Here is a 22862-nt window from a genome sequence, read left to right on the forward strand (position 1 = left end):
TGGGTAACTACGATCATGTTTATAAAGGGAGAGAATATATGATAGCAGCCGACCCCCAAGAGGCGAAAGGTTTACCGCAGGCGATTGAACGACTTCGCGAGCTGGCTTTTAATTTATGGTTCAGCTGGAACGATGATGCTCTGCAGCTTTTTGAAAGCATGGACCCTGGCCGTTGGAAAGCTCTCGGTCACAATCCGGTTCGACTGCTTCATGAGCTAGAGACTCCCCAGCTTGAAGCCTTAAGCCAGAACACTGATTTTGTCGAGCATTATCGCCAAGTCATGCTAAGATTTGATACGTATATGAATGAACCCAGTTGGTATTCAACTAACTATGCCGCCGAAGCTGATGTGCAAATTGCTTATTTCTCTGCTGAATTTGGTTTTCATGAATCGCTTCCGATTTATTCAGGCGGGCTCGGCATTCTTGCCGGTGATCATATCAAATCTTCCAGTGATCTCGGAATACCGCTTGCAGGCATGGGCCTACTCTATAAAAAAGGCTATTTCACGCAAAAAATTGATGCGAGCGGCAGTCAGCAAAGTGAACTATTCCCCTATGATTTTGAGCAATTACCGATTCGTCCGGTACTTCAGCATGACCAGCAGCTTACGGTCTCACTTGATATCTCTGGCCGCACGATTACCGTCTTGGTTTGGGCTGCTAAGGTCGGACGCAATCTGGTCTTTTTGCTGGATACTGATCATGAAGCCAATCAAGACGCAGATAAAGCATTGACCGCACAGTTGTATGGCGGGAATCAAGATATGCGGATCGCGCAGGAAATGGTACTGGGAATCGGTGGTGTCAAAGTGCTCCGTGCACTCGGTATTTACCCGAATGTGTACCACATTAATGAAGGTCACGCGGCTTTCCTCACGTTAGAACGGTTGAAGGAACTGGTTCACATGGGCCTTCCTTTTCATGTAGCAGTAGAGACTGTGCGCTCCGCTACCGTTTTCACGACCCATACACCTGTTCCAGCAGGTCATGATACCTTCTCTGTCGGGATGGTGGAACACTATCTCGGTCACCTTTTCAGCGAACTGCCTAAGCATAAACAAAGCATTATTTCATTAGGGCTTGATCATAAGTCCGGTCAATTCAATATGACACATCTAGCGATGAATACAGCGGGGCTGCGTAATGGTGTCAGCAAGCTGCATGGGCAAGTTTCACGCGAAATGTTCAAGGAATTCCATGGTCATATCGATGCCAGCGAGGTGCCGATCAGCTCTATCACGAACGGTGTCCATTTGGATACTTGGACCGCCCCTGCTTGGAAGGAGCTCTTCGATCGATTCCTCCCCGGCACATGGCGAGCAGAGCAGTCTAACGAGCATCAATGGGCGCAAATTGAGGTCATTCCCGACGAATCCATTTGGAAGGTTCATCAGCATTTGAAAGATGATCTGGTACGTTATGCTCGCAATAGCCTCATGGAGCAACGCAAACGTAACGGGGAATCCGAAGAACGGATTGAAGAGGTTCGGCACTATTTAAATCCTAAAGCCCTTACAATTGGGTTCGCCAGACGCTTCGCTACTTACAAACGGGCCAATATGATTTTCAATGATTTGTATCGGCTCAAGAAATTAATTAATAATCCTGAGAGACCCGTGCAATTTATATTTGCGGGTAAAGCCCATCCTGCTGATTACCCTGGCCAAGATCTCATCCGAGAAATTTACCGCATCTCTCAGTTAAAAGAGTTTCTCGGTAAAGTCGTTATTCTCGAGAATTATGATATCAACATGGCTCGCTATCTCGTGCAAGGCGTCGACGTATGGCTAAACAACCCTCGCAGACCCCTCGAGGCTAGCGGGACTAGCGGCCAGAAAGCGGCCATGAACGGCGTTCTTAATTTCAGCGTGCTGGACGGCTGGTGGGAAGAAGGCTACAACGGTATGAATGGTTGGGCTATCGGATCCACGGGAGCCGCGGACTGGGCCGCACAGGAGAAAGAAAATACGAAAGCGATTTATCACCTTTTGGAGAATGAGATTATCCCTCTTTACTACAATCAGGGTGAGATCCCTCATCAATGGATTGGACGCATGAAGCGGTCCGTGCAATCGCTCAGCCCCGTCTATAACACGCACCGAATGGTGCAGGACTACACGAATCTTTCGTATGTACCAACAGCCAAACGTGCTCGTTTGTTTGTCGCGGACAATTATGATGTGGCTACCAAAGTTGCCGACTACAAGCAGTTTATCCGCAGCAATTGGCATCAGGTAAGAATAATGAATATTGATGATCATGCCGATAAATCGACATCTGACGTCCCCTTAGACGAGATTCTCCCATCAACGAAAGAGATTACGGCGCAAATCCATTTCGGCCCTATTTGGCCGCAGGATACAGCAGTAGAAGTCATTTATTATGCAGAAAATGGCGAAACGTGGGAGCAGAAAATTATCCTCATGGCTCCAATCGGGGAACTTATTGAGCAATCGCAGCGCTTCCAAGCAACCATTCCATCCCATCTTATTCATGGACCTCACTTCTCGATTCGTGTGCGTCCGATCTCAACCAACTTTGCTCATTCGTTTGAACTCTCCCTCGTTACGAGCACCTTGTCTTAATAATAAAATCGCTTAACCTAAGCTAAAGCCCCGTTTGGGGCTTTTCTTATTGACTTAGATAAATTATGATGAGAAGAGTATTTACAGGATGTACAGGCAGATGTGAATGTAAATCTAACGACTTGGTGATGCTATGGATTGGAATAAGGTACTAGAATTGGCTTCTTTTTCGCCAAATCAGGATTGTCATATTATCATTGTTGGTGAAAGTAAAGATGGACAACCTTTCTGCTTTGAAGATAACTTTGCTATCGACAAAATAAGCGAAGATTCGATAACCGTATGTCTTGAACAATTGGGTGTCTACCCCTTTGACAAGCTCGAACATGTTTCTTTCGTTGAATTTTCTTTCAAAGATGGTGCCATTTTATATTACGCTTATGTCGATTTGATTCAGCTTGAACTCAAGAAAACGATCTGTTCCCTGACACTATCTCTTCCAGAGGAAGTTTTTCAACATCAAAACCGCAGACATCCTCGTGCTAAGCTTACACTGCGCACACCGATTACACTGCGCGTCGCTGGCATACGAAGCTTATCTGCTCAGAAGGGTGTCGCTTTTACCGGACAACTCCTTGATATCAGTGTTGGCGGATTATCCTTTGTCACATCCAATCGACTATTCTTTCCGTTGATTCTGGAGTTCAGCTTCATTCTCCCGAACGTCTCTCAGCCTATGACTGTCTATGGTGAAATTGTAAGAGTTACGCATTTCAGCAACGACAGCTATCGGGTCGCCGCAGAATTTCGGTATACGCCAGAATCCATTCTCCAAGATATTGATGCCTTCTGTTCCAATTATTAAGATAATAATTCTACGAAAACTCAGTCCACGCTTACGAAGCAAGTTTTGCTGAAGCAAAACTCTTAGGAGGAACAAGATTGAAATATAACGTCATTGAACGAGGCGATGACATCTCTAAGGGGCTGACCGAACGCTTCCACGCTCTCGCCGCTCAGCAAGGCATGCCAAGGGATGAAGATCATCCCGATATCGTCCTGTCCATTGGCGGAGATGGCACGATGCTCCAAGCTTTTCATAAATATGTGGACAAGTTAGATCATATCGCATTCGTTGGGATCCATACGGGGCATCTTGGCTTTTTCGCAGATTGGAAGCCGGACGAATTAGATCATCTAGCTTCATTAATGTTTAGTGTCGCAACACCAGCGGAGTTGCAAGTCGTGCGCTATCCCGTTGTCGAAATCGAAATTACGACGGACAAGGGTGTTGAAACACACCTCGCACTTAACGAGTTTACGATTCGTGGGATCGAAGTTTCACTAGTCGCAAGACTTCACGTGAACGATGAAATGTTTGAAATGTTCCGCGGTGACGGTATCTGCATATCTTCTCCTGCAGGCAGTACGGCTTACAACAAGAGCTTGGGCGGCGCCATGGTCCATCCATCGCTGGAAGCTATTCAAATTGCCGAGATCGCATCGATTAACAATCGCGTGTATCGTACACTGGGTTCATCGATGATCTTGCCGAAGCATCACCACTGTGACATTTATCCAAAAGCACAGCAGAATATGCTGTTGTCGCTGGACCATAAATATATGCAGCGTGCCGATGTCGTTTCCATTCGTTGCCGAGTGGCTTCCAATGTGAAAGTAAAGTTCGCACGGTTCCGTCCGTTTCCTTTCTGGAATCGTGTTCGCGAAGCCTTCGTTGGCCTTGAAGTCAAATAAGCTTTAACTCATATATAACAAAAAACAAAACGCCATCTGCTCTCCACACTTGTTGGAGTTCAGATGGCGTTATTTGGTTTATTGCTGATTAAACCGTTGTAGAACTAATAACTTCAGATGGTATTTGTTGTTTAGGCGCGTTTACTTTCTCGATAATAAAGTAAGCACAGCCGAAGTTGCAGTACTCATTCAAATAATCTTGAAGAGCTGCGATAGAGGATTCTTTGGTCGCCTTTGGGTGGATTTCTTTGAAAAACCCTCTCAGTCTTAATTGACTATATCCCCAATCGCCCACAATATAATCGTACCGCTCCAACACTTCGCTGAAGCGTTCCTTGAACACTTCGAAATTCCAACCATTTTTGTGGTCGGTAACAAGCTCGTATGTTTTATTGGCAATATGAATCATGGTGGTAGGAAGCTCTCCTTTCTATGATCCGTTCATTGAATTCGCATTCTAAACGCTGGATGCTGCTTTCACCTGTTCATGTGCATGATAGGAACTGCGTACCAGCGGACCCGATTCCACGTGCTTAAAGCCGCGTTTCATGCCCTCTTCCTTCAGCATAGCAAACTGTTCAGGTGTGTAATACTTGGATACCGATAAATGCGTCGTGGACGGCTGTAAGTATTGACCGATCGTCATAATATCACAATCCGCTTCACGCAGATCTTCCATCGTTTGTAGCAACTCGTCCCATTCTTCCCCTACACCAATCATGACACTGGATTTCGTTGGAATGTTCGGAGCTATCCGTTTAGAACGCTGTAACAGCTCGAGGGAACGACGGTATTTCGCTTTGGAACGAACACGATCTGACATCCGCTCGACCGTTTCCATATTGTGATTCAGAATATCTGGCTTTGCCTCAAGCACGATAGCTAGTGATTCTTCTCGACCTAGGAAGTCAGGAATCAACACCTCAACTGTACACATCGGCAGTTTACGACGGATCGCTTTGATCGTCTCTGCGAAAATCATGGCACCGCCATCTGTTAAATCATCGCGTGCCACAGAAGTAACAACACAATGACGAAGCCCCATTTGTAGCGCTGCATCTGCAACACGTTCCGGCTCTTCCAAATCAAGCTCCGTTGGGAGACCTGTTTTAACTGCACAAAAGCGACAAGCACGCGTACAAATATCACCTAATATCATAAAAGTCGCTGTCCGATTCGCCCAGCATTCATGAATGTTCGGACACTTGGCTTCTTCACAAACTGTATGCAACGTCTTGGAACGCATCATGGATTTAATTTCTTTGAAATTCTCATCGGTCTTCAGATTGATCTTTAACCAGTCTGGTTTTCTCTCTAACACTTTTCTAGGCACTGTATTTCCCGCCTTTTTATTTGGTTTCTCAATGATGTTATTATAACATGAATGACTGACAAAACAATCCACTTTGGGGGTCAGTTGTGATACACTTGTTTAGATGGACCAAAACAGCTCAGCTTACTACATAAAGGCTGTATGGGAGGAAAGAAACATGAGCATAACTGAAGTGACTCGCGAGAAAGATCGTAAGCTTGGTGAAATTTTAAGAAACATGGGCCGTGTCATCGTCGCCTTCTCCGGAGGGGTTGACAGTACATTCGTCCTCAAACGTGCACAGCAAGAGCTTGGTGACCAAGTCCTTGCCGTAACTGCAGCATCTGAAACGTTTCCCACGAGGGAGTTCGATGCCGCTGCACAACTAGCAGAACAATTTGGCGTTCGCTTGCACAAAACAGAGGTAAAGGAATTGGAAAACGCGAATTTCGTTGCCAATAATCCTGACCGTTGTTACCACTGCAAGACAGGGCTTTATTCCCATTTACAAGACATCGCGAAGGAACTGGGCTATCCGTTTCTCTTGGATGGTTCCAATGTCGACGATTTAGGCGACTATAGACCAGGACTGCAAGCGAAGAATGAGCAAGGCGTCCGCAGTACACTGCAAGAAGCCGGCTTAACCAAAGACGAGATCCGAGCGCTTTCCAAAGAGCTTGGTCTGAAAACATGGAACAAACCTTCCTTTGCCTGCTTATCTTCTCGTATACCGTATGGTACACAAATCGAGAAGTGGAAGATTGACCAATTGGATGAAGGCGAATATTTCCTTTCCCAACTAGGTCTCTATCAAGTACGTGTGCGTCATCACGAGAAGATTGCTCGAATCGAAGTCATGCCGGACGAGATTCACAAAGTCCTTGAACATCGCGATGCGATCTATGAGAAATTCAGCAAGCTTGGCTTTACGTATGTCACATTAGATTTGCAAGGCTACCGCACTGGCAGTATGAATGAAGTGCTATCTCAAGAAACGAAAGATAAGGTGAAAGAAGCTTCCTTATGATGGACTTAGAGAAGATCCTAAAACTCGTCCAGACCGGCGATCTGGACATCGACGAAGCCAAGAAGCAAATCATCAAGGAAGGCGGGTCAGGTCCCGCCAACCTTGATCTTGGATTTGCGCAGCTCGACATCGATCGCGAGAAGCGGACAGGCTTCCCCGAGGTCATTTTCGGGGAAGGCAAGACGCCCGAGCAGATCGAGGCCATTTTCCGGCGGCTGATGGAGCATACCGACCGCGTGCTCGCCACACGCGTCGACGCGGCCAAAGCCGCCTATGTCGTAGCCAACGTGGAAGGTGTCACCTACCACGAAACTGCACGGGCGCTCACTTGGTTTAAGCGCCCGCTGCTCAAAGTCCACGACGGCTATCTCGCCGTCGTGTGCGCAGGCACCTCCGACCTGCCTGTGGCAGAGGAGGCTGCCCTTACTGCAGAATGCCTAGGCAGCCACGTTGAACGTATATACGACGTGGGTGTCGCTGGCATTCACCGGCTCTTCCGCCGGCTCGAGCTCATTCGCGGTGCGAACGCGATTGTGGTCGTTGCCGGCATGGAAGGCGCACTCGCCAGTGTCATGGGCGGGCTTGTCTCTAAACCCATCGTCGCTGTGCCGACAAGTATTGGGTACGGTGCGAACCTTGCCGGGATCGCACCGCTGCTGTCCATGCTCAATAGCTGTTCACCGGGCATCTCTGTCGTTAACATCGACAATGGCTTTGGCGCTGGTTATTATGCAGGACTCATTAACAAAAATATGTCGAAACGAGCGTGAATTACAACCATGCGCATTTTATATTTGGACTGCTTCTCTGGAATTAGCGGTGATATGACCCTTGGCGCTTTGGTTGATGCGGGAGCAGATCGTGCTTATATTGAAGATGAGCTTTCCAAAATCAAACTAGAGCCCTACACCTTGGAATGGAAGCGCGTTGTGAAACGCGGTATTTCTGCCCTTAAGCTGGATGTCATACTCGATCCTGAGCATCCTCCGAAGAAGCACAGACATTATTCAGAAATCGTCAATGCCATTCAAAAAGCAGAATACAATGAGCGTGTTACAGCACTAAGCCTAGCTATTTTCGAAAAAATTGCGATTGCAGAAGCTAAGATTCACGGGACACCTATTGAAAAAGTACATTTTCATGAAGTCGGTGCCATTGATTCCATCGTCGACATCGTAGGTGTTGCATTAGCCATCGATTCCTTGCAAATCGAGCGTATTTTCTCCTCTCCAGTACCACTAGGATCAGGAACCATACATATCGATCATGGTATTTATCCAGTACCCGCTCCTGCCACACTGGAGATGATGAAAGGCTTACCGATCGCTTCTACTCCTTATAGTTTAGAAATGACAACGCCAACGGGAGCCGGTATTATTTCAGGAATTGTTGATGAATTTTCCAAAAGCTTCCCACCCATGGTCGTTGATCATATTGGCTATGGTGCAGGCACTAGGGACTTACCCAAGCAACCCAATGTGCTGCGCGTTGTAGTTGGTAGAATTGATCCATTTATTGGTAAATGGCAAGTTAGTCATGAGCATCTAGCGCATGATCATAGTCATGAACATACACATACGCACGATGACCATCACCACCATCATGATCATACGCATACACACGATGATCATCACCACCATCATGATCATGCGCATACACATGATGATCATTCACACAGCCATGATCATAAACACGATCACGATCATCATCATGATCACTCTCATACTCACACGCATCATGGCGATGCCACACCTAGCACCCCACAATAGCGTAGACATGACAAACGCCCTTCCATCACAATGGAAGAGCGTTTTTTTGTCTCTGTTGTTGCAAGAATAATAACCTAACTTCCTCATAAACCATCTTCAGCGGTACTTCATGCATCCTTGCTACTTGTTCACATTCCTTAAATTCAGGTGCAAATTGCACTAATTTCCCTGCGTGATAACCAACTTTTACCGTCAAGGGTCCCCAAGGTGTTTCTACATGCTCAAATTCTCTGGCTAATCGATGACAAGATGCATGCAGATATCGAATGCCAAGTGTGGTCGTTTCACTAAAAATAATCTCCTCAATCGGAGACAAACGACCCTCATCCACTAATACATTCAGCATGATTCCAGGACGTCCTCGTTTCATAATGATGGGTACCATGTATACATCATTCGCACCTGCATCAAAAAGCTTATCCATCACATAAGTCATCCACTCCGGATTCATATCGTCCAAATTGGCTTGAACTAATAACATATGATCGTCAATATGCTCTTCTCTATGGTTAAAAGTCACTTTTCCCACCTCTTATTGGCATCATAGCAAATATCCCGCGGTAACGAAAGATCGAAGGATAAACAACAAGACATCCGTACATCCTAAGAACTAACATTTCAGGAAGGATGATAGAGATGCAAAGCAGAGCATTTTGGTCAAAGGTTCTCGTCCTTAGCCTCCTCCTATCAACAATCACATTACCGCCTTTTTCAAATATGGATGTATCATCAGCTATGACAAATGATCAGATAGCTCCAATACCTAGCTCCCAACCGACCAAACCTTCACAATCCGAGCGAAAAGAGCTTTTTGAAAAAATAAGCTTACTTACAGGTATCCCTTGGACATACCTAGCTGCTGTAGATCAATATGAGAAAACCATGAACACTGCCAAAAAAAGAACCGTTCAACAAAGCATCACGAATATTTATTTTTCAGAACTTGTTTGGGCGGGTATGCTTAATCCAGATCCAAACGATTCCAATTTGAAAAGTGTTTCCTTCTTCCATGGCTTAGGGCGGGATGGATCGGGAGATGGCATCGCTGACCGTGCCAACGATTTAGATGTACTAGCGGCTATGGCAGCGATCTTAGGCAACAATGGAACGAAAGTTGATAACTTACAAATGAACCTTTGGAATTATTACCACAACGCACGAAGCGTAGAACGCATTCGTCAATTCGCTGCGATCTATGAGTCTTTGGGCACATTAGAAGCAAATGCTCATGCATTCCCCCTGCCTGTTACATCCAACTATTCTTATCGCAGCACGTGGGGAGATAGTCGCGGCTGGGGTGGGCACCGTACTCATGAAGGCACTGATCTATTCGCTGGCTACGGTGTTCCTGTTAGAAGCACTTGCTATGGAATCGTTGAAATCAAAGGATGGAACCCATACGGTGGCTGGCGAGTTGGCATTCGTGATCTCAACAACATTTATCACTACTACGCCCACCTTTCCGGCTTTCAAAAAACGCTCAAAATAAACGATATCGTCAAGCCCGGACAAACCATCGGTTGGGTCGGTAGCTCCGGCTATGGCAAACCAGGTACATCCGGTAAATTTCCACCTCATCTTCACTTCGGGCTATATCGTGATAACGGCTCAACAGAGTGGAGTTACGATCCCTATCCATCCTTACGAAGATGGGAGCGCGAAGATCGAGCTAAAAAGAAATAAACCCACCTTTTCACGGTGGGTTTATTTTTTGGGACTTATGGTTTGATTACGCCCTCCTTGGGCGTAGAATTCGTTGCCCCTGAATGCGGAATAGTTGGTAACGTTATGCTCGGTGGGCTGCCATCCTTCGAACTTCCCACTGGATTACCTTTATTGTCATAGTAATAAGTAGGAACATCCCCTACAACAAGCGAATAAGAAATCGGAATTTCAGTCTCTACAATTTCAGTTTCTGAATCAAATGGGATAATAACAGAAACCTCTGCAACAATGTGCACATATACCTCAAACATCACCATATTAATACCAGCATTTTGAGTTCGTGTGTTTAAATCCACCTTCACACTTCCAACAGGAAGTAATCTGATCGGGATATCTGGGCCAAAAGAGGCGAGAATAGCACTATTCATAGCCTGCCCAAGGGGAATATGATCTGCAATACTTTCCAGATTATTCAACTCACCTTGGACCGTTTTAATAGCCTCCGAAGTAATCCTCATATGCTCGTTATAATTCAACATAAAACCTGTAATTTTGTTGTTTTTATCCATTTTCCAATCAATTAATTGCTCCGCATTCGTTCCCCCTGCCACATGATCGGCGATTGCACTATTTATCGCTTGGGTTGCGATCTGCTTAACCCTAACCTTCGCCAGATTCATCAAAGGCGGTCTTAGATTCCGTTCTATAAAAATAAAAAACTGAATACAAAACAAGACTAAGATGAGCAAACCAATCCACAGTACCTTTTTACGGCTTGTTTTCACAGTTGGCCTGCTTCTCCATCGTCGCCTCTGCAGCATGCTTCTCCCCCTTCCTCCGTGACCAAATCCTACTTATTCGCCATAATTCATTAGTACTACCTTATGCGGACATGTTTTGAAAAAGACGATCCAATGCTCCATCATCCTTTATTCCTTATTAACATACTCCGCTATTCACATCCCCCCACTTAACCCAACTACACTAACCTATTTCTTACTCACTACCTTTCCCATTGCACTCCCCCCTTCCTTACTCGTTACCTTTCCTCATTGCACTACCCTTTCTTACTCACTACCTTTCCTCATTGCACTACCCTTTCTTACTCACTACTTTTCCTCATTGCACTCACTTTCTTACTCACTACCTTTCCCCATTGCATTCCCCTTCCTTAATCACTACTTTTCCTCATAGCACTCACCTTACTTACTCACTGCCTTTCCTCATTGCATTCACCTTTCTTACTCACTACTTTTCCTCATTGCATTCCCCTTCCATAATCACTACTTTCCCTCATTGTACTACCCTTTCTAATTTGCTACCTTTCCACAATTACTCTACCCCTACCGGGCCTTCTTCCCACTACTTCTTCTCGTCAAACCTTATCACCACTATCCCCTTAACTCAGAAAAAAAAGCCAGTTTTTTTATCCAAATTATTGAAATCAGATCATATGTTTGGTATAATAAAAAAAGAGAACAAACGTTTCCATTCCTATTATTTTAGGGAGGATTTTTATGGACATTTCAAGTTTTTCATACGAGCAATTTCATAATTATTTTTCCTCTGAAGATATCTGCATTGACTTTCTTTTTCAAACAAAATGGCCTTCAGGCTTTTATTGTCCACGTTGTGAACATCGTCATGCCTATGTAACTACAACTCGACGTTTACCCTTGTATGAATGTTCCCGATGTCGTTTCCAAGTCTCATTACTTTCAGGAACGATTATGGAAGGTTCCAGAACTGAGCTTCGTAAGTGGTTATTGGCAATTTTCCTAATTTCGCGTACTCATATTGGTACAACTGCCATGGAGCTTTCAAGACTTATTAAAGTCACTTACAAAACAGCCTGGCTAATCCTGCATAAAATTCGCACTTCCATCGTACAGGCGGATAACCAAAGTCCACTCTCAGGATCAGTCCAAATTAACTCCGCTATCTATGGAAAACCCTTCAATCCAACTGTCCACAAACATTCCCAAGAACATCTCCTGCTCGTAGGCTCCTCACTCAATGATTCAGGTGAACCTACGCATATCAAAATTAAACATGTTACACCCTCACATCCTACAAATAAACATATTACTAAATTCGATATATCCACCTTTCAGGAGCAACATATCGAACCTACTGTGAAAGAGATTCACACGACTACTGGATTTTACACGCCAAAACGTCAGCGTCCCCTACTTGAAATTGCTAAACAAGCAAGCACGTGGATTAATACTACCTTCCATGGCATCGGCGCCCGTCATCTTCAAAGCTATTTAGACGAGTTCTGCTACCGAATTAATCTAACTACCTCCAAAATACCTGTCTTCGAAAACTTGATTAAATGTTGCATACTAAAATTCACTGCAGCCACTAATCTTTGTGAGGACACTGCTTGTCAGTAGCCTTTTTGATCTTCTAAACTCCTCCATGCTATTTCGGGATCACCAATTTTAAAATTTCTGACAAATAACATGAAGATGAAAAGGTCTGTTGCTTCTGGATTGGTTTGTTTGTTGTGTTTAATCAGATAGCTGGATCTAGTTCGGTCCGGTTTGATCTGTTGCGTTCAATTCTGTAGCTGAGTCTGTTCAGCTCTGCTGGTCTGTTGCGTTCAATTCTGTAGTTGAGTCTGTTCAGCTGTGCTGGTCTGTTGCGTTCAATTCTATAGTTGGGTCTGTTCAGCAGTGTTGGTCTGTTGACTTCAATTCTGTAGTTGGGTCTGTTCAGCTGTGTTGGTCTGTTGACTTCAATTCTGTAGTTGGGTCTATTCAGCTGTGTTTGTATGTTGCGTTCAATTCTTAGTTGGGTCTGTTCAGTCTGTATTGGTCTATTGACTTCAATTCTGTAGTTGGGTCTATTTACACTTTGTTGGTCTGTTAACTTCAACTCTGTAGTTGGGTCTGTTAGTCAATTCTATAATTAGAACTTGTCCGGTCTAAGTTGATCTCGATTTTAACAAAGTCAAAGTGCTGTCATTTTTCTGAGCTAAGGGGATAGTGAAGATAGATGGCTGTGAAAGATATAGAACCATGTAAATGAACTTGCTTTAGTTTTTGTGCAATTAGAGACTTTGGGGCTTGGGGCCTGGGGACTTGGGGACTTGAGGACTTGGGGACTTGGGGACTTGGGGACTTGGGGACTTGGGGACTTGGGGACTTGGGGACTTGGGGACTTGGGGACTTGGGGACTTGGGGACTTGGGGACTTGGGGACTTGGGGATTTGGAAGCTTGGAAGCTTGGAAGTTGGAGAGCTGGGGAGCTGGGAGCTTTTGCGCTGAGCTGGGAACCAACTGGTGACTGGTAACTGGTGACTATTCGATTATGGCGCAGCAATATGAAAAACAAAAAACATTCATCCCCATCACTTGAATGGGAACAAATGTTTAGAGTTAATGACTATGTAAAATGAGTCTAGTTAGTGTGTGGATGGAACAAGAGCTGTGCCGCCAAGTCCGCTTGGGGTGCTGCTTGTTTTGGATAAGGCAATTTTGTCTACCATCGCGCCATCTTCTCTGACTTTGATATAAAGAGTATGTGTACCCGTTGAAAGTGAGATTGAGCTGCTCGGCTTTTTCCAGGCCCAGCTGCCCGCGCTGCCAGTTGTTACTTGGTAGTTACTGCCTGCGTCCACTGCAACGTTAAAGCTATCTGAGCTTCCATCTGGACCTTGTGAAAGCAAGTAGATGTAGAAAGAACCTCCGTTGGTTACTTCAAGATCGTATTTCAGATAATTCGTGTCACTGTCGCCAGATCCGTTCGGCGTCTGCATGTTAGCCGTTCCCGAGCATGCAGAGCAAGTTGCTTGTGTAAATGTACCTGTTTTGGCTGTGAAGGTTTCCGCTTCGATATAGGAAATGTTACTACCGTTCACATTGTAATATAGGGTTCCTGTTACACCACCCGCCGCTGTAGTCACTGAGACTGCACTACTAGCTGTGGAATCATTCCCAGCTGCATCTTTAGCAATAACCGTATAACTGTAAGCAGTGGAAGCTGTGAGGCCTGAATCCGAATATGTTGTCGTGGAGGATGAACCAATTTTAGAACCATTGCGATACACATCATAGCTTGTTACAGCAACATTGTCTGTAGCAGCTGTCCAATTCAATTGAACTTGGGTGCTGGATGTTGCCGTTGCGATTAATCCCGATGGTATTGAGGGTACAGTTGTATCTGGTGTTGGAGCCGTTGGTGCATATCGTTCCATAATTAAGCTTGTTTTTAGCACGTCAGACTGCACTAACCATCCTTTTGTATTCAGTAAATTCATAAGATTGGTTCGTGCGGTTGTTGCTTCACTAAGGGTATCTGCCTTAAAAGAAGCTTCTACGATGTCTTCAGTTCCTGTTTTGGCAGCATTTAGAATGGTCCATACTTCAATGTCTAGATCCAGATCATCGAAAGTACCTTCGTATCTTTTAAAATCGATTGGACCATAGATGACGGAATTGTTCAATTGCGTTGTTCCCCAACCTGTGCTGCTCCAGTTTTTCAACTGGCTTGGCGCATTGGCAACGGAGATGGACTTGGATGTTGCCAGGTTTGGAGCGTTAAGTCCACTGCCACTATAGCCAGACACGGTCACATCTTTTTCATACTGCACGCTTAAGGTTTGCTTGCTAAATGTCCAGTCCACTTGAAACTCAAATCCAGAGGCGGAGCTATTCAGACCATCGTTCGCTGCAGTTGTCAAAGCACCCGTAATATCACCGTTCGTTATCGGATAACGCTTCTTAAATTGCAGTTGGTGTGTGCTGTCGCTGCTTTTTTTACGAATCCTGTCACTCCAGCCTTGCGCATCCAATGCTCCTGTCGCCGTATCCATGTACTGAACACGATAGGCTTTGGAGGATGAGCCGGTTGAAAATTGACTGCGTACGCTGCTGATTAAGTTATGGCTAGAGTCCACAACGATACTGGGATTTAGATTAAATTTAACTTCATAGTTGGGTGTACCATTTGCTGCGGAAACCTGTTGAGGACTCAGAATGCCACCCGTTAAAAGCAAGGCTGCTGCGGTTGAAGCCATGATTACTTTGGACATTTTATAAGCTTGGAACATTGATTGGGTCATCTCCATTCGTCATTTAGTAACGGTCCATAATTAATTGTGTCTTCAAGGAATCTTGAGCCAGGAACCAACCTTTGCCTTGCAAATAAGTAATTAATTCATCATGTTTGGTAGATGCAGTCGTTTGGCTCGTTGTTTTAAAGGAAGCCTCTACGACATATTCTGTCCCAGTCCCTGCTGCGTTACGAATTGGCCAAACTTCAATGTACAACTGTAACCCACTCCATGTACCGATGGAACGTTTGGCCAGAATTGGGCCGAATACACGCGAAGTGGATAGTTTGCTGGTTCCCCAACCGCTGGAAACCCAATTGTTAAATTTATCAGGAGCATTATTGATCAGTAGATTCCGTGAATCCGCTAGATTAGGCAGATCCATTCCGCTATAACCTGATTTACTCCCTTGTTTGGAACGAGTAATGCTTAGCGTTTTCTTTTGATAGCCCCACTCGACTTGTGCTTCGTAACCCGTATCGCCTGAATTAAATCCTTGTTGATTCGCCAAAGTCAGAGCGCCAGTGATATCGTTTCCCGTTATGGCATATCTCTTTTTATAGCTAAGCTCAAAGTCACTTTCACCCTCTGTCTTGCGAATGCGTGGGCTCCAGCCGTTGTTGTAAACGTCCTTAGCATTGGTATCGAGGAATTCTACGTTCATTTTGGTAACGGTATCCGGCATACCAAATGCTGATCTTACGCTGCTCGTCAGTTTGAAATCAGTACCAAGTACGACACTTGGATTTAGGAGAAGTTTTACTTCGTAATCTGGAACCATGTTGCTTGCTGCGCTCGCTGTCTGAGGGGCTGTACCCATACCAGCAAGTAAACTAGTCCCGACTACTGCGGCCATGATGACAGTCATCGCATTTTTCTTAAACATCACTACATCTCCTCTACGTTTCTGGAAATTTTTTCTTACGACATGAGCATAAAGTAGATTTGTTCGTAGATTGTCATCAGAGCATGATGTTTTTGTAAAGGATTAAAACGCGCGAACAGAGTCATGCAAACAAGATAAGAAACTATCGAAGAAGGAGGAACGAATTCGATCCGCATTATATGTGAAATAAATATAACGTTTAAACGGATTTTGAGGGATACTGCGACAACTTAGTTCGCCTCGTTGCAATTCTTTTGCGATGGCAATTTTCGAAATAACGGAAACACTTTCTCCAGTCAAAACGGCTTGTTTAATTGCCTCTAAGGAATCCATCTCCATGACGGGCTTGAGTTTGATCCCCAGTGTTTTGGCCCAGTTCAGTGTCATGGTTCTAGTGCTGGACTCTTGCCCATGCAAGATAAAAGGAACTTCATTTAATAATTCTGGGTATAGCGTTTCTTGTCGTGCAAAGCGATGATTCGGATTAAAAAAGAAAACCAGTTCATCTTCACACAGCGTTTCCCCTACGAGCGGAGACCATTGAAACGGTTCTGCTGACATAATGCCGATATCAATTTCATGGTTGAGCAGCATTTCTTGAATGATTGGAGTCGGCCGCACAGTTAAAGATATCGAAATTTGCGGATATAACTTTGAAAATGAGCTTAGCATTTCTGGAAGCACATACGTACCTGGTACGGAGCTTGCTCCTATTTTTAAATGACCACTTCCTCGCTCATCGAATTCCTTCACAACGCGTTCCGCTTCCTGTACTAACGCATTAATCTTCTTAGCATAATGATGCAACGATTGCCCCGCCTCGGTTAAATGGACTTTCCCCCCTCTTGAATAAAATAACTGCACACCCATCTCTTGCTCCATTGATTTCATATGAAAGGAAACTGTCGGCTGCTTGAGTCCTAGGCGCTCTGCAACAGACGTAATGCGTTTGTGTTTCTCCAGCAGTTCAATGACCTGAAATTTTAACATATGCCAATTCATTCTGTGTCCCTCTTCTCCCTGATTCAACCTCTTTGGGGCTCATTATAGAAAAAATCTATGGAGATGAATAGATGCACAACAAAAACTTAACATTCTATTTACCTGGCATTGACACTTAGCTGACGCTCCACTTCTACACTAAAGGTGAGATCAAAAGCACGGAAGGAAGCATGCGATGTCTCTACTACTTAGCGGTATAAGCAAATCTTTTGGTTCCATGACAGCACTGGAAGGCATTCAGCTCTCCCTCGCCAAAGGACGATTCACAACTTTACTAGGCCCATCTGGCTGCGGTAAAACAACCCTTCTTCGGATCATTGCTGGTCTGGAGACACCGGATGAAGGTGAGCTTCATTTCGGAGATGTCTGTTTGTTTTCGAAGAAGGGCAGGATCAATCGCCCTGTACACAAACGTAATTTTGGCATGGTCTTTCAAGACTTTGCACTTTGGCCACATTTAACCGTGTTAGAGAATGTTGCTTTTGGACTTAAAGCTACTGGTGACAAAGCAAATTGGCGTCAAAGAACGATGGAAGCTATTGAGTTGGTACAGTTGGAAGGAAAAGAAAAGCGCTATCCACATGAGCTTTCTGGAGGCCAACAGCAACGTGTTGCACTCGCTCGTGCGATTGTAGTCCAGCCTCAGCTTGTGTTGTTCGATGAGCCTATGAGTGCTTTAGATGCTCTACTGAGGGAAGAAATGCGCCTCGAGCTCATGAATCTCGTTCGAAGAATCGGTTTTACAACCGTGTATGTCACACATGATCAGACCGAAGCGATGTCGATGTCAGACGAAATCATCGTCATGAAGGATGGTCGTATTTTACAAAAGGATACACCTGAAGCCGTTTACAAAAAGCCTAAGCACCCCTTTACTGCTCGATTTATTGGCAAGACCAATTGGTTGGAAGTGGACAAGCGATTAGTCCGACCTGAGCATGTGAGATGGACGTCTGTTTCTGAAGACGAACTGACATACACAGGTGTCGTACAAACAGTTAGTTATATGGGAGAACGTTATGAAGTTACTGTGCAGTTAAGCACGGGTGAGGTTTGGATGGCCTATCATCCATCGCGATTAACCGTTGGAGATTCCGTCCAATTCTATGTTTCACAGCAACAGATTCATGTGCTTTAACAAGCAATGACCATAATCATACATAAGAGAGGGCGTTTAAAAATGAAAACGAAAATGAAAAAGTCTTTTCACATGAGTTCATTAGCTTTAATGACGGTTTTAGTAGGAGTCAGTCTAACAGGATGTGGGACGGCTAGTCAAACAACGACAGCAGGGTCTACAACGGCTACACCAACAACTGCAGCAGCCACTACGTCAGCATCAACAGCACCAACCGCTACACCAGAAGCAAAAAAACTTAGCGGTAAAATCGTTGTCTACAGCGCAGGACCTAACCCGCTTGCAGTAAGCATTCAAAAAGCGTTTCAAGCAAAAACAGGTGTAGAAGTTGAAATGTTCCAAGGAACCACTGGTAAAATCATGGCACGTATGGAAGCTGAAAAGTCCAATCCTGTTGTCGATGTTGTTATTCTTGCTTCGCTCCCTTCCGCAATCGGGATGACCAAAAGTGGGCTAACGCTTCCATACAAAGAAGCAAAAAATGGCGATAAGCTGATTCCTGCTTACTCTGACAAGGATGGCAACTATTTTAGCTACAGTCTATCTGCCTTAGGTATTGCTTATAATACGAAGCTGGTAACGAACCCTCCGAAAGAGTGGAGCGATCTAACGAAGCCAGAATGGAAAGATCAAATTAATATTCCAGACCCAGCGCAATCCGGTTCCGCACTTGATTTCATGTCTGGCTATACGAATAAAAACGGTGATGCCGCATGGGATTTGTTCGGAAAAGTGAAAGCAAACGGAGCTATCATTGCAGGTGCTAATCAGGAAGCTATGGATCCGGTTATTTCTGGAGCTAAAAAGATCGTTATGGCAAGTGTTGACTATATGACCTACGCTTCAAAAGCAAAAGGCGAGCCGATTGATTTGATCTATCCAGCAAGTGGGACGGTCATCTCCCCGCGACCTGCGATGATTATGAAAACATCCAAAAATGTGGATGCCTCCAAAGCATTTATTGATTACTTGCTTTCGGATGAAGCTCAGAAATTGGTTACTGATTCGTACTTGCTTTCGGGCCGCAGCGACATCCAAATTCAAGGCCGCGTTAGCGCGAAAGATATTCCAACTTTTGATGTGAGCTGGAGCTGGATGAATGAAAATCAAGATGCAATCACTCAAAAATTTACACAATTATTCAAAAAGTAAGCTGAGGTTGGGGATGACGACAAGATGATTGTAAAACGTACTGGGACGTACTTAGCATTGCTGCTTCTAGCTATGCTAGTCGTCCTTCCTCTTCTATTTGTGGCTTGGAAAAGTATTTGGACAAAGGGGACATTAGATCTCCTAGCCCCTCTACGAACTGTCATCGAAAAAGACTTAACGGGTGTTTTCAGCAACTCTTTCATGTTAGGCATTTGGGTTGTTCTGGGATCAACGCTTCTCGCTTTGCCGCTCGCTTGGATCATGGCTAAAACACCGCTGCGCAAGCATCGTTGGCTGGACATTGTGCTGCTGATTCCCTTCATGACACCGCCCTATATTGGATCCATGGGGTGGATCCTCTTCATGCAGCCACGAGGATACTTAGAGCAGTTTTTTCCAGGTGCTCACTGGATTTCCAGTCATTTTTTCACTCTTTTCGGAATGATCACGATCATGAGTCTGCACTTATTTCCTTTTTTGTATCTTATTCTGCGAAATGCCATTCTACAAATCGGCGGAAACAAGGAAGAAGCTGCAGCTGTACATGGGGCTAGTTATTCCTATACCTTGCGGCGAGTGCTTTTACCACTTGTGTTCTCCAGCTATGTGATGGGAGCATTGCTCATATTTGTCAAAACATTGGCCGAGTTTGGTACTCCTATCACGTTCGGGAAACGCATCGGTTATTTCGTTCTTACGACGGAAATTCAAGCTTCCATTTCCAGTTGGCCCGTCGATTTCGGAAAAGCGACTTCGTTAGCCTCACTTTTGCTTATGGCCTGCCTCATCCTTTGGTATGTACAATCCGTGATTGTACGCCGACATTCCTATAACCTTGTGAGCGGGAAAAGCGCCCAAGGCAAATTAATGGGTTACCGCGGCTGGCAACGCGCTCTTGCTTGGCTGTATGTGGTTCTTGTGCTCGCTACGGCAATTGGCATCCCCTACTTCTCGATCATCTCGGCTTCGCTCATGAAGCTCAGGGGCAATGGGCTCGCTTGGACGAACCTCACCTTCCGACACTACGGTGAGCTGCTGACGTGGGGCTCACCAAGCATGAAAGCCCTAACGAACAGTATGGGCCTCGCCTTGCTCGCCGCATGCTTAGCGGCGGCGCTTGGCACCTGGTTCGCCCTCACGATCGGGCGCGGCAAACGCTTGCCGGAACGGATCACCGACATGTTCAGCCTGCTGCCGAACACCGTTCCCGATATGGTCCTCGTAGTCGGACTCATCATGTTATGGAACGCGCCATGGATGCCGCTCCATCTCTACAACACCTATGGCATGGTCGTCCTCACTTACGTGGTATTCTTCCTGCCGTACACCGTTCAATACGTCAAGGCACGCAACGGCCAGCTCGACGAATCCTTGCGGCAAGCCGGGCAAGTATTCGGTGGGCAGCCGTGGTACGTGTTCCGACGTATTGTCTTACCCCTTCTCCTGCCGGGCATTATCGCCGGCTGGATGATGACCTTCACCATCTCGCTGCGCGAGCTCGTCGCTTCGATGATGGTGCTCCCGCCGTCGATGCAGACGTCGGCGACGTATATTTTTGCTCAATTTGAACAAGGTCAAATTTCGCTCGGTATGGCCATGGCCGTCGTTTCGGTCGGCCTAACGACGATCCTGCTGTTGATTGTCAACAACATGAATTCAAACAGAAAGTGGAATGCGTAATGATGCATGTGGAAGTATGGGGCGGAGCCGGTGAACACGGGCGCTCCTGTTATTGGATCGGAAATACGAGGAGCAGTGTGATGCTCGATTGTGGGGTAAAGCGTGAAGGCATCGGTGAATACCCGCTTCTAGATGCTTCTAAAGTGGCCGCATTGGATGCGGTTTTTCTATCTCACGCCCATGAAGACCATTCGATTGCGATCCCTTTGTTATACAAATTAGGATACACTGGCGTCGTGTGGACGACGCGCATCACAGCTGGACAGCTGCCTGGTTATTATACAAGCTGGAGGAATTACGTTGGTCAACAAGGTGGAGCGTTACCCTACGATGAAACCCACCTTGCTTCTGTCAAGTACGCATTCATCGAGGAGGCTGCTCCAGCGCAGCATTGGTTTGCCATCTCCCCAACGCTTCGCTTGTGTTGGGGGCGCAGCGGACATATGCTCGGTTCCATCTGGATCCTGATTGAGCTTGAAGGAAAGCGGCTTTTCTACTCAGGTGATTATAGTGAGGATTCTATACTGCTCGAGACGGATTCGCCGCGGCTGATCGACCAGGGGATCACTTTAGATGGCGCCATCTTGGATGCTGCCTACAGCACGGACACTGATGAGCAAGAGACCAAACTCGAGCATCTCTTCAAGGAAGCTGATTCCGTTTTGAACGCAAATGGCCTACTACTATTGCCCGTTCCTGTTTGCGGTCGAGGACAGGAGCTGCTGCTCCTCATGGAGCAGCAATACCCTGAAACGCCGATCCGAGTGGAGCACGAACTGATCGAATCGATGAAGCTCATGCTTCAACATCCAAGCTGGCTCAAGGGTGGCATGGCAGCGCGATTAGCCGAAGCCTTAAGCAGTTCACGTTATGCCATCATCTTAACTGATGATGATCGAGAACGTCTCCTCCAGGAGGACATCGCGGGTTCGCGCGCGGCGATATGGTTCACAACGGATGGCATGATGCAATCCAGCAAAGCGCAACGGTATTACGATGTGCTTCGTCATAACCCCAACAATGGCATCCTGATCACGGGGCATGTTGCGAAAGGCACTTTTGCTTGGCGTCTGCTTGCCCTGCCGGATGCAGAAAGCGGATGCCGCATACGCGCCACCCGCTACAAAATTCATCAAGGACTCCCCGATGTCCGCCGAATGGTTCGATCTATGCGCAGCAACTTCAAGTTGCTCGTCCACGCCCCGAAACGGGATACGGATGCGCTGCTCCAACAGCTCGAAAAAGAGGGAGAGCAAGATCTGCTCTCCCTTCAGCCAGGTACTCGAATCGTGTTGTAACGATGCGAGTACCTTTTCACTTTTTTAACCCTTCATAAGCTCATCAAGCTCGTCCCAAGACGTAATCCGCGGCAATGCCAGATGTTGATTATACGATCTGTCCTTCACACAAATGCGAACAGGCAGGTGCGCTAACGTCTCCAGCACGGTTGGTTTATCATCAAAATAATAATCCAACTCTAGTGCCTCAATGATATGTACTTTCTCGGAATCACTCATCCCACAGAAGAAATGCCCCTCTGCGACAGGGAATCCATGGTCGAGCAACCATTGTCGTGTGCGCTCCGTATGCTCTTTGGCTCGAGCCGTAATGTAGTACACCTCATGACCTTGCTCCACCAGCCTGTTCAAAACCTCACGCGCATGGGGGAATAACGCACAGTCTGAATAATAGATCTCATCACGCAGGCTGTACCACAACTTCCCGCCTTCTTCCTTCGTTAGTCCAAAAGCACTGTGAATTTCCATCGTTGGCAAGGCATGAAACACCTCTAGCCCAATGTCCTGCTGCAGCTTCTGATTATAAATATGAAACGCATGCTCTCTTAGATTAATGAGGGTATCATCAATATCAAATCCAAATTTCAC

The 22862-nt window shown here is 45.7% G+C and carries 21 protein-coding genes; 13 read left to right on the forward strand and 8 right to left on the reverse strand.

Annotated features, from left to right (window positions below):
* Positions 1–38 precede the first annotated feature (38 nt).
* From glgP to GC096_RS05095, 3 genes are all read left to right on the forward strand, one after another.
* Positions 39–2588, forward strand: a complete 2550-nt coding sequence (gene glgP, locus GC096_RS05085) for an alpha-glucan family phosphorylase (RefSeq protein WP_171629204.1) — start codon at positions 39–41, stop codon at positions 2586–2588.
* 133 nt (positions 2589–2721) lie between these two features.
* Positions 2722–3393, forward strand: a complete 672-nt coding sequence (locus GC096_RS05090) for a PilZ domain-containing protein (RefSeq protein WP_171629206.1) — start codon at positions 2722–2724, stop codon at positions 3391–3393.
* Between the two features lie 77 nt (positions 3394–3470).
* Positions 3471–4283 (forward strand): NAD kinase, encoded by an 813-nt coding sequence (locus GC096_RS05095; protein WP_171629207.1) that lies wholly within the window; start codon positions 3471–3473, stop codon positions 4281–4283.
* Between the two features lie 88 nt (positions 4284–4371).
* Here the strand turns inward: GC096_RS05095 and GC096_RS05100 are convergent, their stop codons facing one another.
* Together GC096_RS05100 and lipA are read right to left on the reverse strand one after the other, a co-directional pair.
* A complete protein-coding gene (locus GC096_RS05100; protein ID WP_056613316.1) occupies positions 4372–4692 on the reverse strand; it encodes a YutD family protein in 321 nt (106 codons plus the stop codon).
* Between the two features lie 48 nt (positions 4693–4740).
* Positions 4741–5688 (reverse strand): lipoyl synthase, encoded by a 948-nt coding sequence (gene lipA, locus GC096_RS05105; protein WP_171629209.1) that lies wholly within the window; start codon positions 5686–5688, stop codon positions 4741–4743.
* Positions 5689–5773: 85 nt separating this feature from the next.
* Between lipA and larE the strand changes: the two genes are divergently transcribed.
* From larE to larC, 3 genes are read left to right on the forward strand one after another with little or no spacing between them, the layout of a single operon-like run.
* A complete protein-coding gene (gene larE / locus GC096_RS05110) occupies positions 5774–6622 on the forward strand; it encodes an ATP-dependent sacrificial sulfur transferase LarE (RefSeq protein WP_171629210.1) in 849 nt (282 codons plus the stop codon).
* The gene (larB, locus tag GC096_RS05115; RefSeq protein WP_171629211.1) at positions 6619–7392 is read left to right on the forward strand and encodes a nickel pincer cofactor biosynthesis protein LarB; all 774 of its coding nucleotides are present in this window, start codon (positions 6619–6621) and stop codon (positions 7390–7392) included. Before larE ends, larB begins: the two co-directional genes overlap by 4 nt.
* 9 nt (positions 7393–7401) lie before the next feature.
* The gene (larC, locus tag GC096_RS05120) at positions 7402–8391 is read left to right on the forward strand and encodes a nickel pincer cofactor biosynthesis protein LarC (RefSeq protein ID WP_171629212.1); all 990 of its coding nucleotides are present in this window, start codon (positions 7402–7404) and stop codon (positions 8389–8391) included.
* A gap of 25 nt (positions 8392–8416) precedes the next feature.
* On the opposite strand, the gene larC2 is transcribed toward larC, so the two are convergent.
* Entirely contained in the window at positions 8417–8911 is a 495-nt protein-coding gene (gene larC2, locus GC096_RS05125) for a nickel pincer cofactor biosynthesis protein LarC2 (RefSeq protein WP_171629213.1), read from the reverse strand.
* 116 nt (positions 8912–9027) lie between these two features.
* Between larC2 and GC096_RS05130 the strand changes: the two genes are divergently transcribed.
* On the forward strand, positions 9028–10074 hold the full coding sequence (locus tag GC096_RS05130; RefSeq protein WP_171629214.1) for a M23 family metallopeptidase: 1047 nt from the start codon (positions 9028–9030) through the stop codon (positions 10072–10074).
* A 35-nt stretch (positions 10075–10109) separates the two neighbouring features.
* Here the strand turns inward: GC096_RS05130 and yunB are convergent, their stop codons facing one another.
* Positions 10110–10877, reverse strand: coding sequence for a sporulation protein YunB (gene yunB, locus GC096_RS05135; RefSeq protein WP_246302585.1), 768 nt, complete (start codon positions 10875–10877; stop codon positions 10110–10112).
* A gap of 696 nt (positions 10878–11573) precedes the next feature.
* Here yunB and GC096_RS05140 point away from each other — a divergent pair.
* Both GC096_RS05140 and GC096_RS38625 read left to right on the forward strand, forming a co-directional pair.
* The gene (locus GC096_RS05140) at positions 11574–12455 is read left to right on the forward strand and encodes a transposase (RefSeq protein ID WP_171629215.1); all 882 of its coding nucleotides are present in this window, start codon (positions 11574–11576) and stop codon (positions 12453–12455) included.
* Positions 12456–13153: 698 nt separating this feature from the next.
* Complete coding sequence (locus GC096_RS38625; protein ID WP_246302586.1) at positions 13154–13357, forward strand: hypothetical protein; 204 nt, start codon at positions 13154–13156, stop codon at positions 13355–13357.
* Positions 13358–13468: 111 nt separating this feature from the next.
* Here the strand turns inward: GC096_RS38625 and GC096_RS05150 are convergent, their stop codons facing one another.
* The 3 genes from GC096_RS05150 to GC096_RS05160 all read right to left on the reverse strand — a co-directional run bounded on the left by GC096_RS05150 (position 13469) and on the right by GC096_RS05160 (position 17006).
* Positions 13469–15115: a fibronectin type III domain-containing protein gene (locus GC096_RS05150; RefSeq protein ID WP_171629217.1), complete on the reverse strand. Its 1647-nt coding sequence runs from the start codon at positions 15113–15115 to the stop codon at positions 13469–13471.
* Positions 15116–15140: 25 nt separating this feature from the next.
* Positions 15141–16004 carry a hypothetical protein gene (locus GC096_RS05155; RefSeq protein WP_171629218.1) on the reverse strand — a complete coding sequence of 288 codons (864 nt, stop codon included), beginning with the start codon at positions 16002–16004 and terminating at the stop codon, positions 15141–15143.
* 102 nt (positions 16005–16106) lie between these two features.
* Entirely contained in the window at positions 16107–17006 is a 900-nt protein-coding gene (locus GC096_RS05160; RefSeq protein ID WP_171629219.1) for a LysR substrate-binding domain-containing protein, read from the reverse strand.
* Between the two features lie 175 nt (positions 17007–17181).
* Between GC096_RS05160 and GC096_RS05165 the strand changes: the two genes are divergently transcribed.
* The 4 genes from GC096_RS05165 to GC096_RS05180 are packed head-to-tail and all read left to right on the forward strand — an operon-like array spanning position 17182 to position 22274.
* On the forward strand, positions 17182–18144 hold the full coding sequence (locus GC096_RS05165) for an ABC transporter ATP-binding protein (protein ID WP_171629220.1): 963 nt from the start codon (positions 17182–17184) through the stop codon (positions 18142–18144).
* Between the two features lie 42 nt (positions 18145–18186).
* Positions 18187–19296: an ABC transporter substrate-binding protein gene (locus GC096_RS05170; RefSeq protein ID WP_171629221.1), complete on the forward strand. Its 1110-nt coding sequence runs from the start codon at positions 18187–18189 to the stop codon at positions 19294–19296.
* 24 nt (positions 19297–19320) lie between these two features.
* Complete coding sequence (locus GC096_RS05175) at positions 19321–20976, forward strand: ABC transporter permease (protein ID WP_171629222.1); 1656 nt, start codon at positions 19321–19323, stop codon at positions 20974–20976.
* On the forward strand, positions 20976–22274 hold the full coding sequence (locus GC096_RS05180) for an MBL fold metallo-hydrolase (RefSeq protein WP_171629223.1): 1299 nt from the start codon (positions 20976–20978) through the stop codon (positions 22272–22274). Before GC096_RS05175 ends, GC096_RS05180 begins: the two co-directional genes overlap by 1 nt.
* Positions 22275–22298: 24 nt before the next feature.
* Here the strand turns inward: GC096_RS05180 and GC096_RS05185 are convergent, their stop codons facing one another.
* Positions 22299–22862, reverse strand: a complete 564-nt coding sequence (locus GC096_RS05185; RefSeq protein WP_171629224.1) for a 5' nucleotidase, NT5C type — start codon at positions 22860–22862, stop codon at positions 22299–22301.

The sequence above is a fragment of the Paenibacillus plantarum genome (assembly GCF_013141695.1).
Lineage (GTDB): Bacteria > Bacillota > Bacilli > Paenibacillales > NBRC-103111 > Paenibacillus_E > Paenibacillus_E plantarum.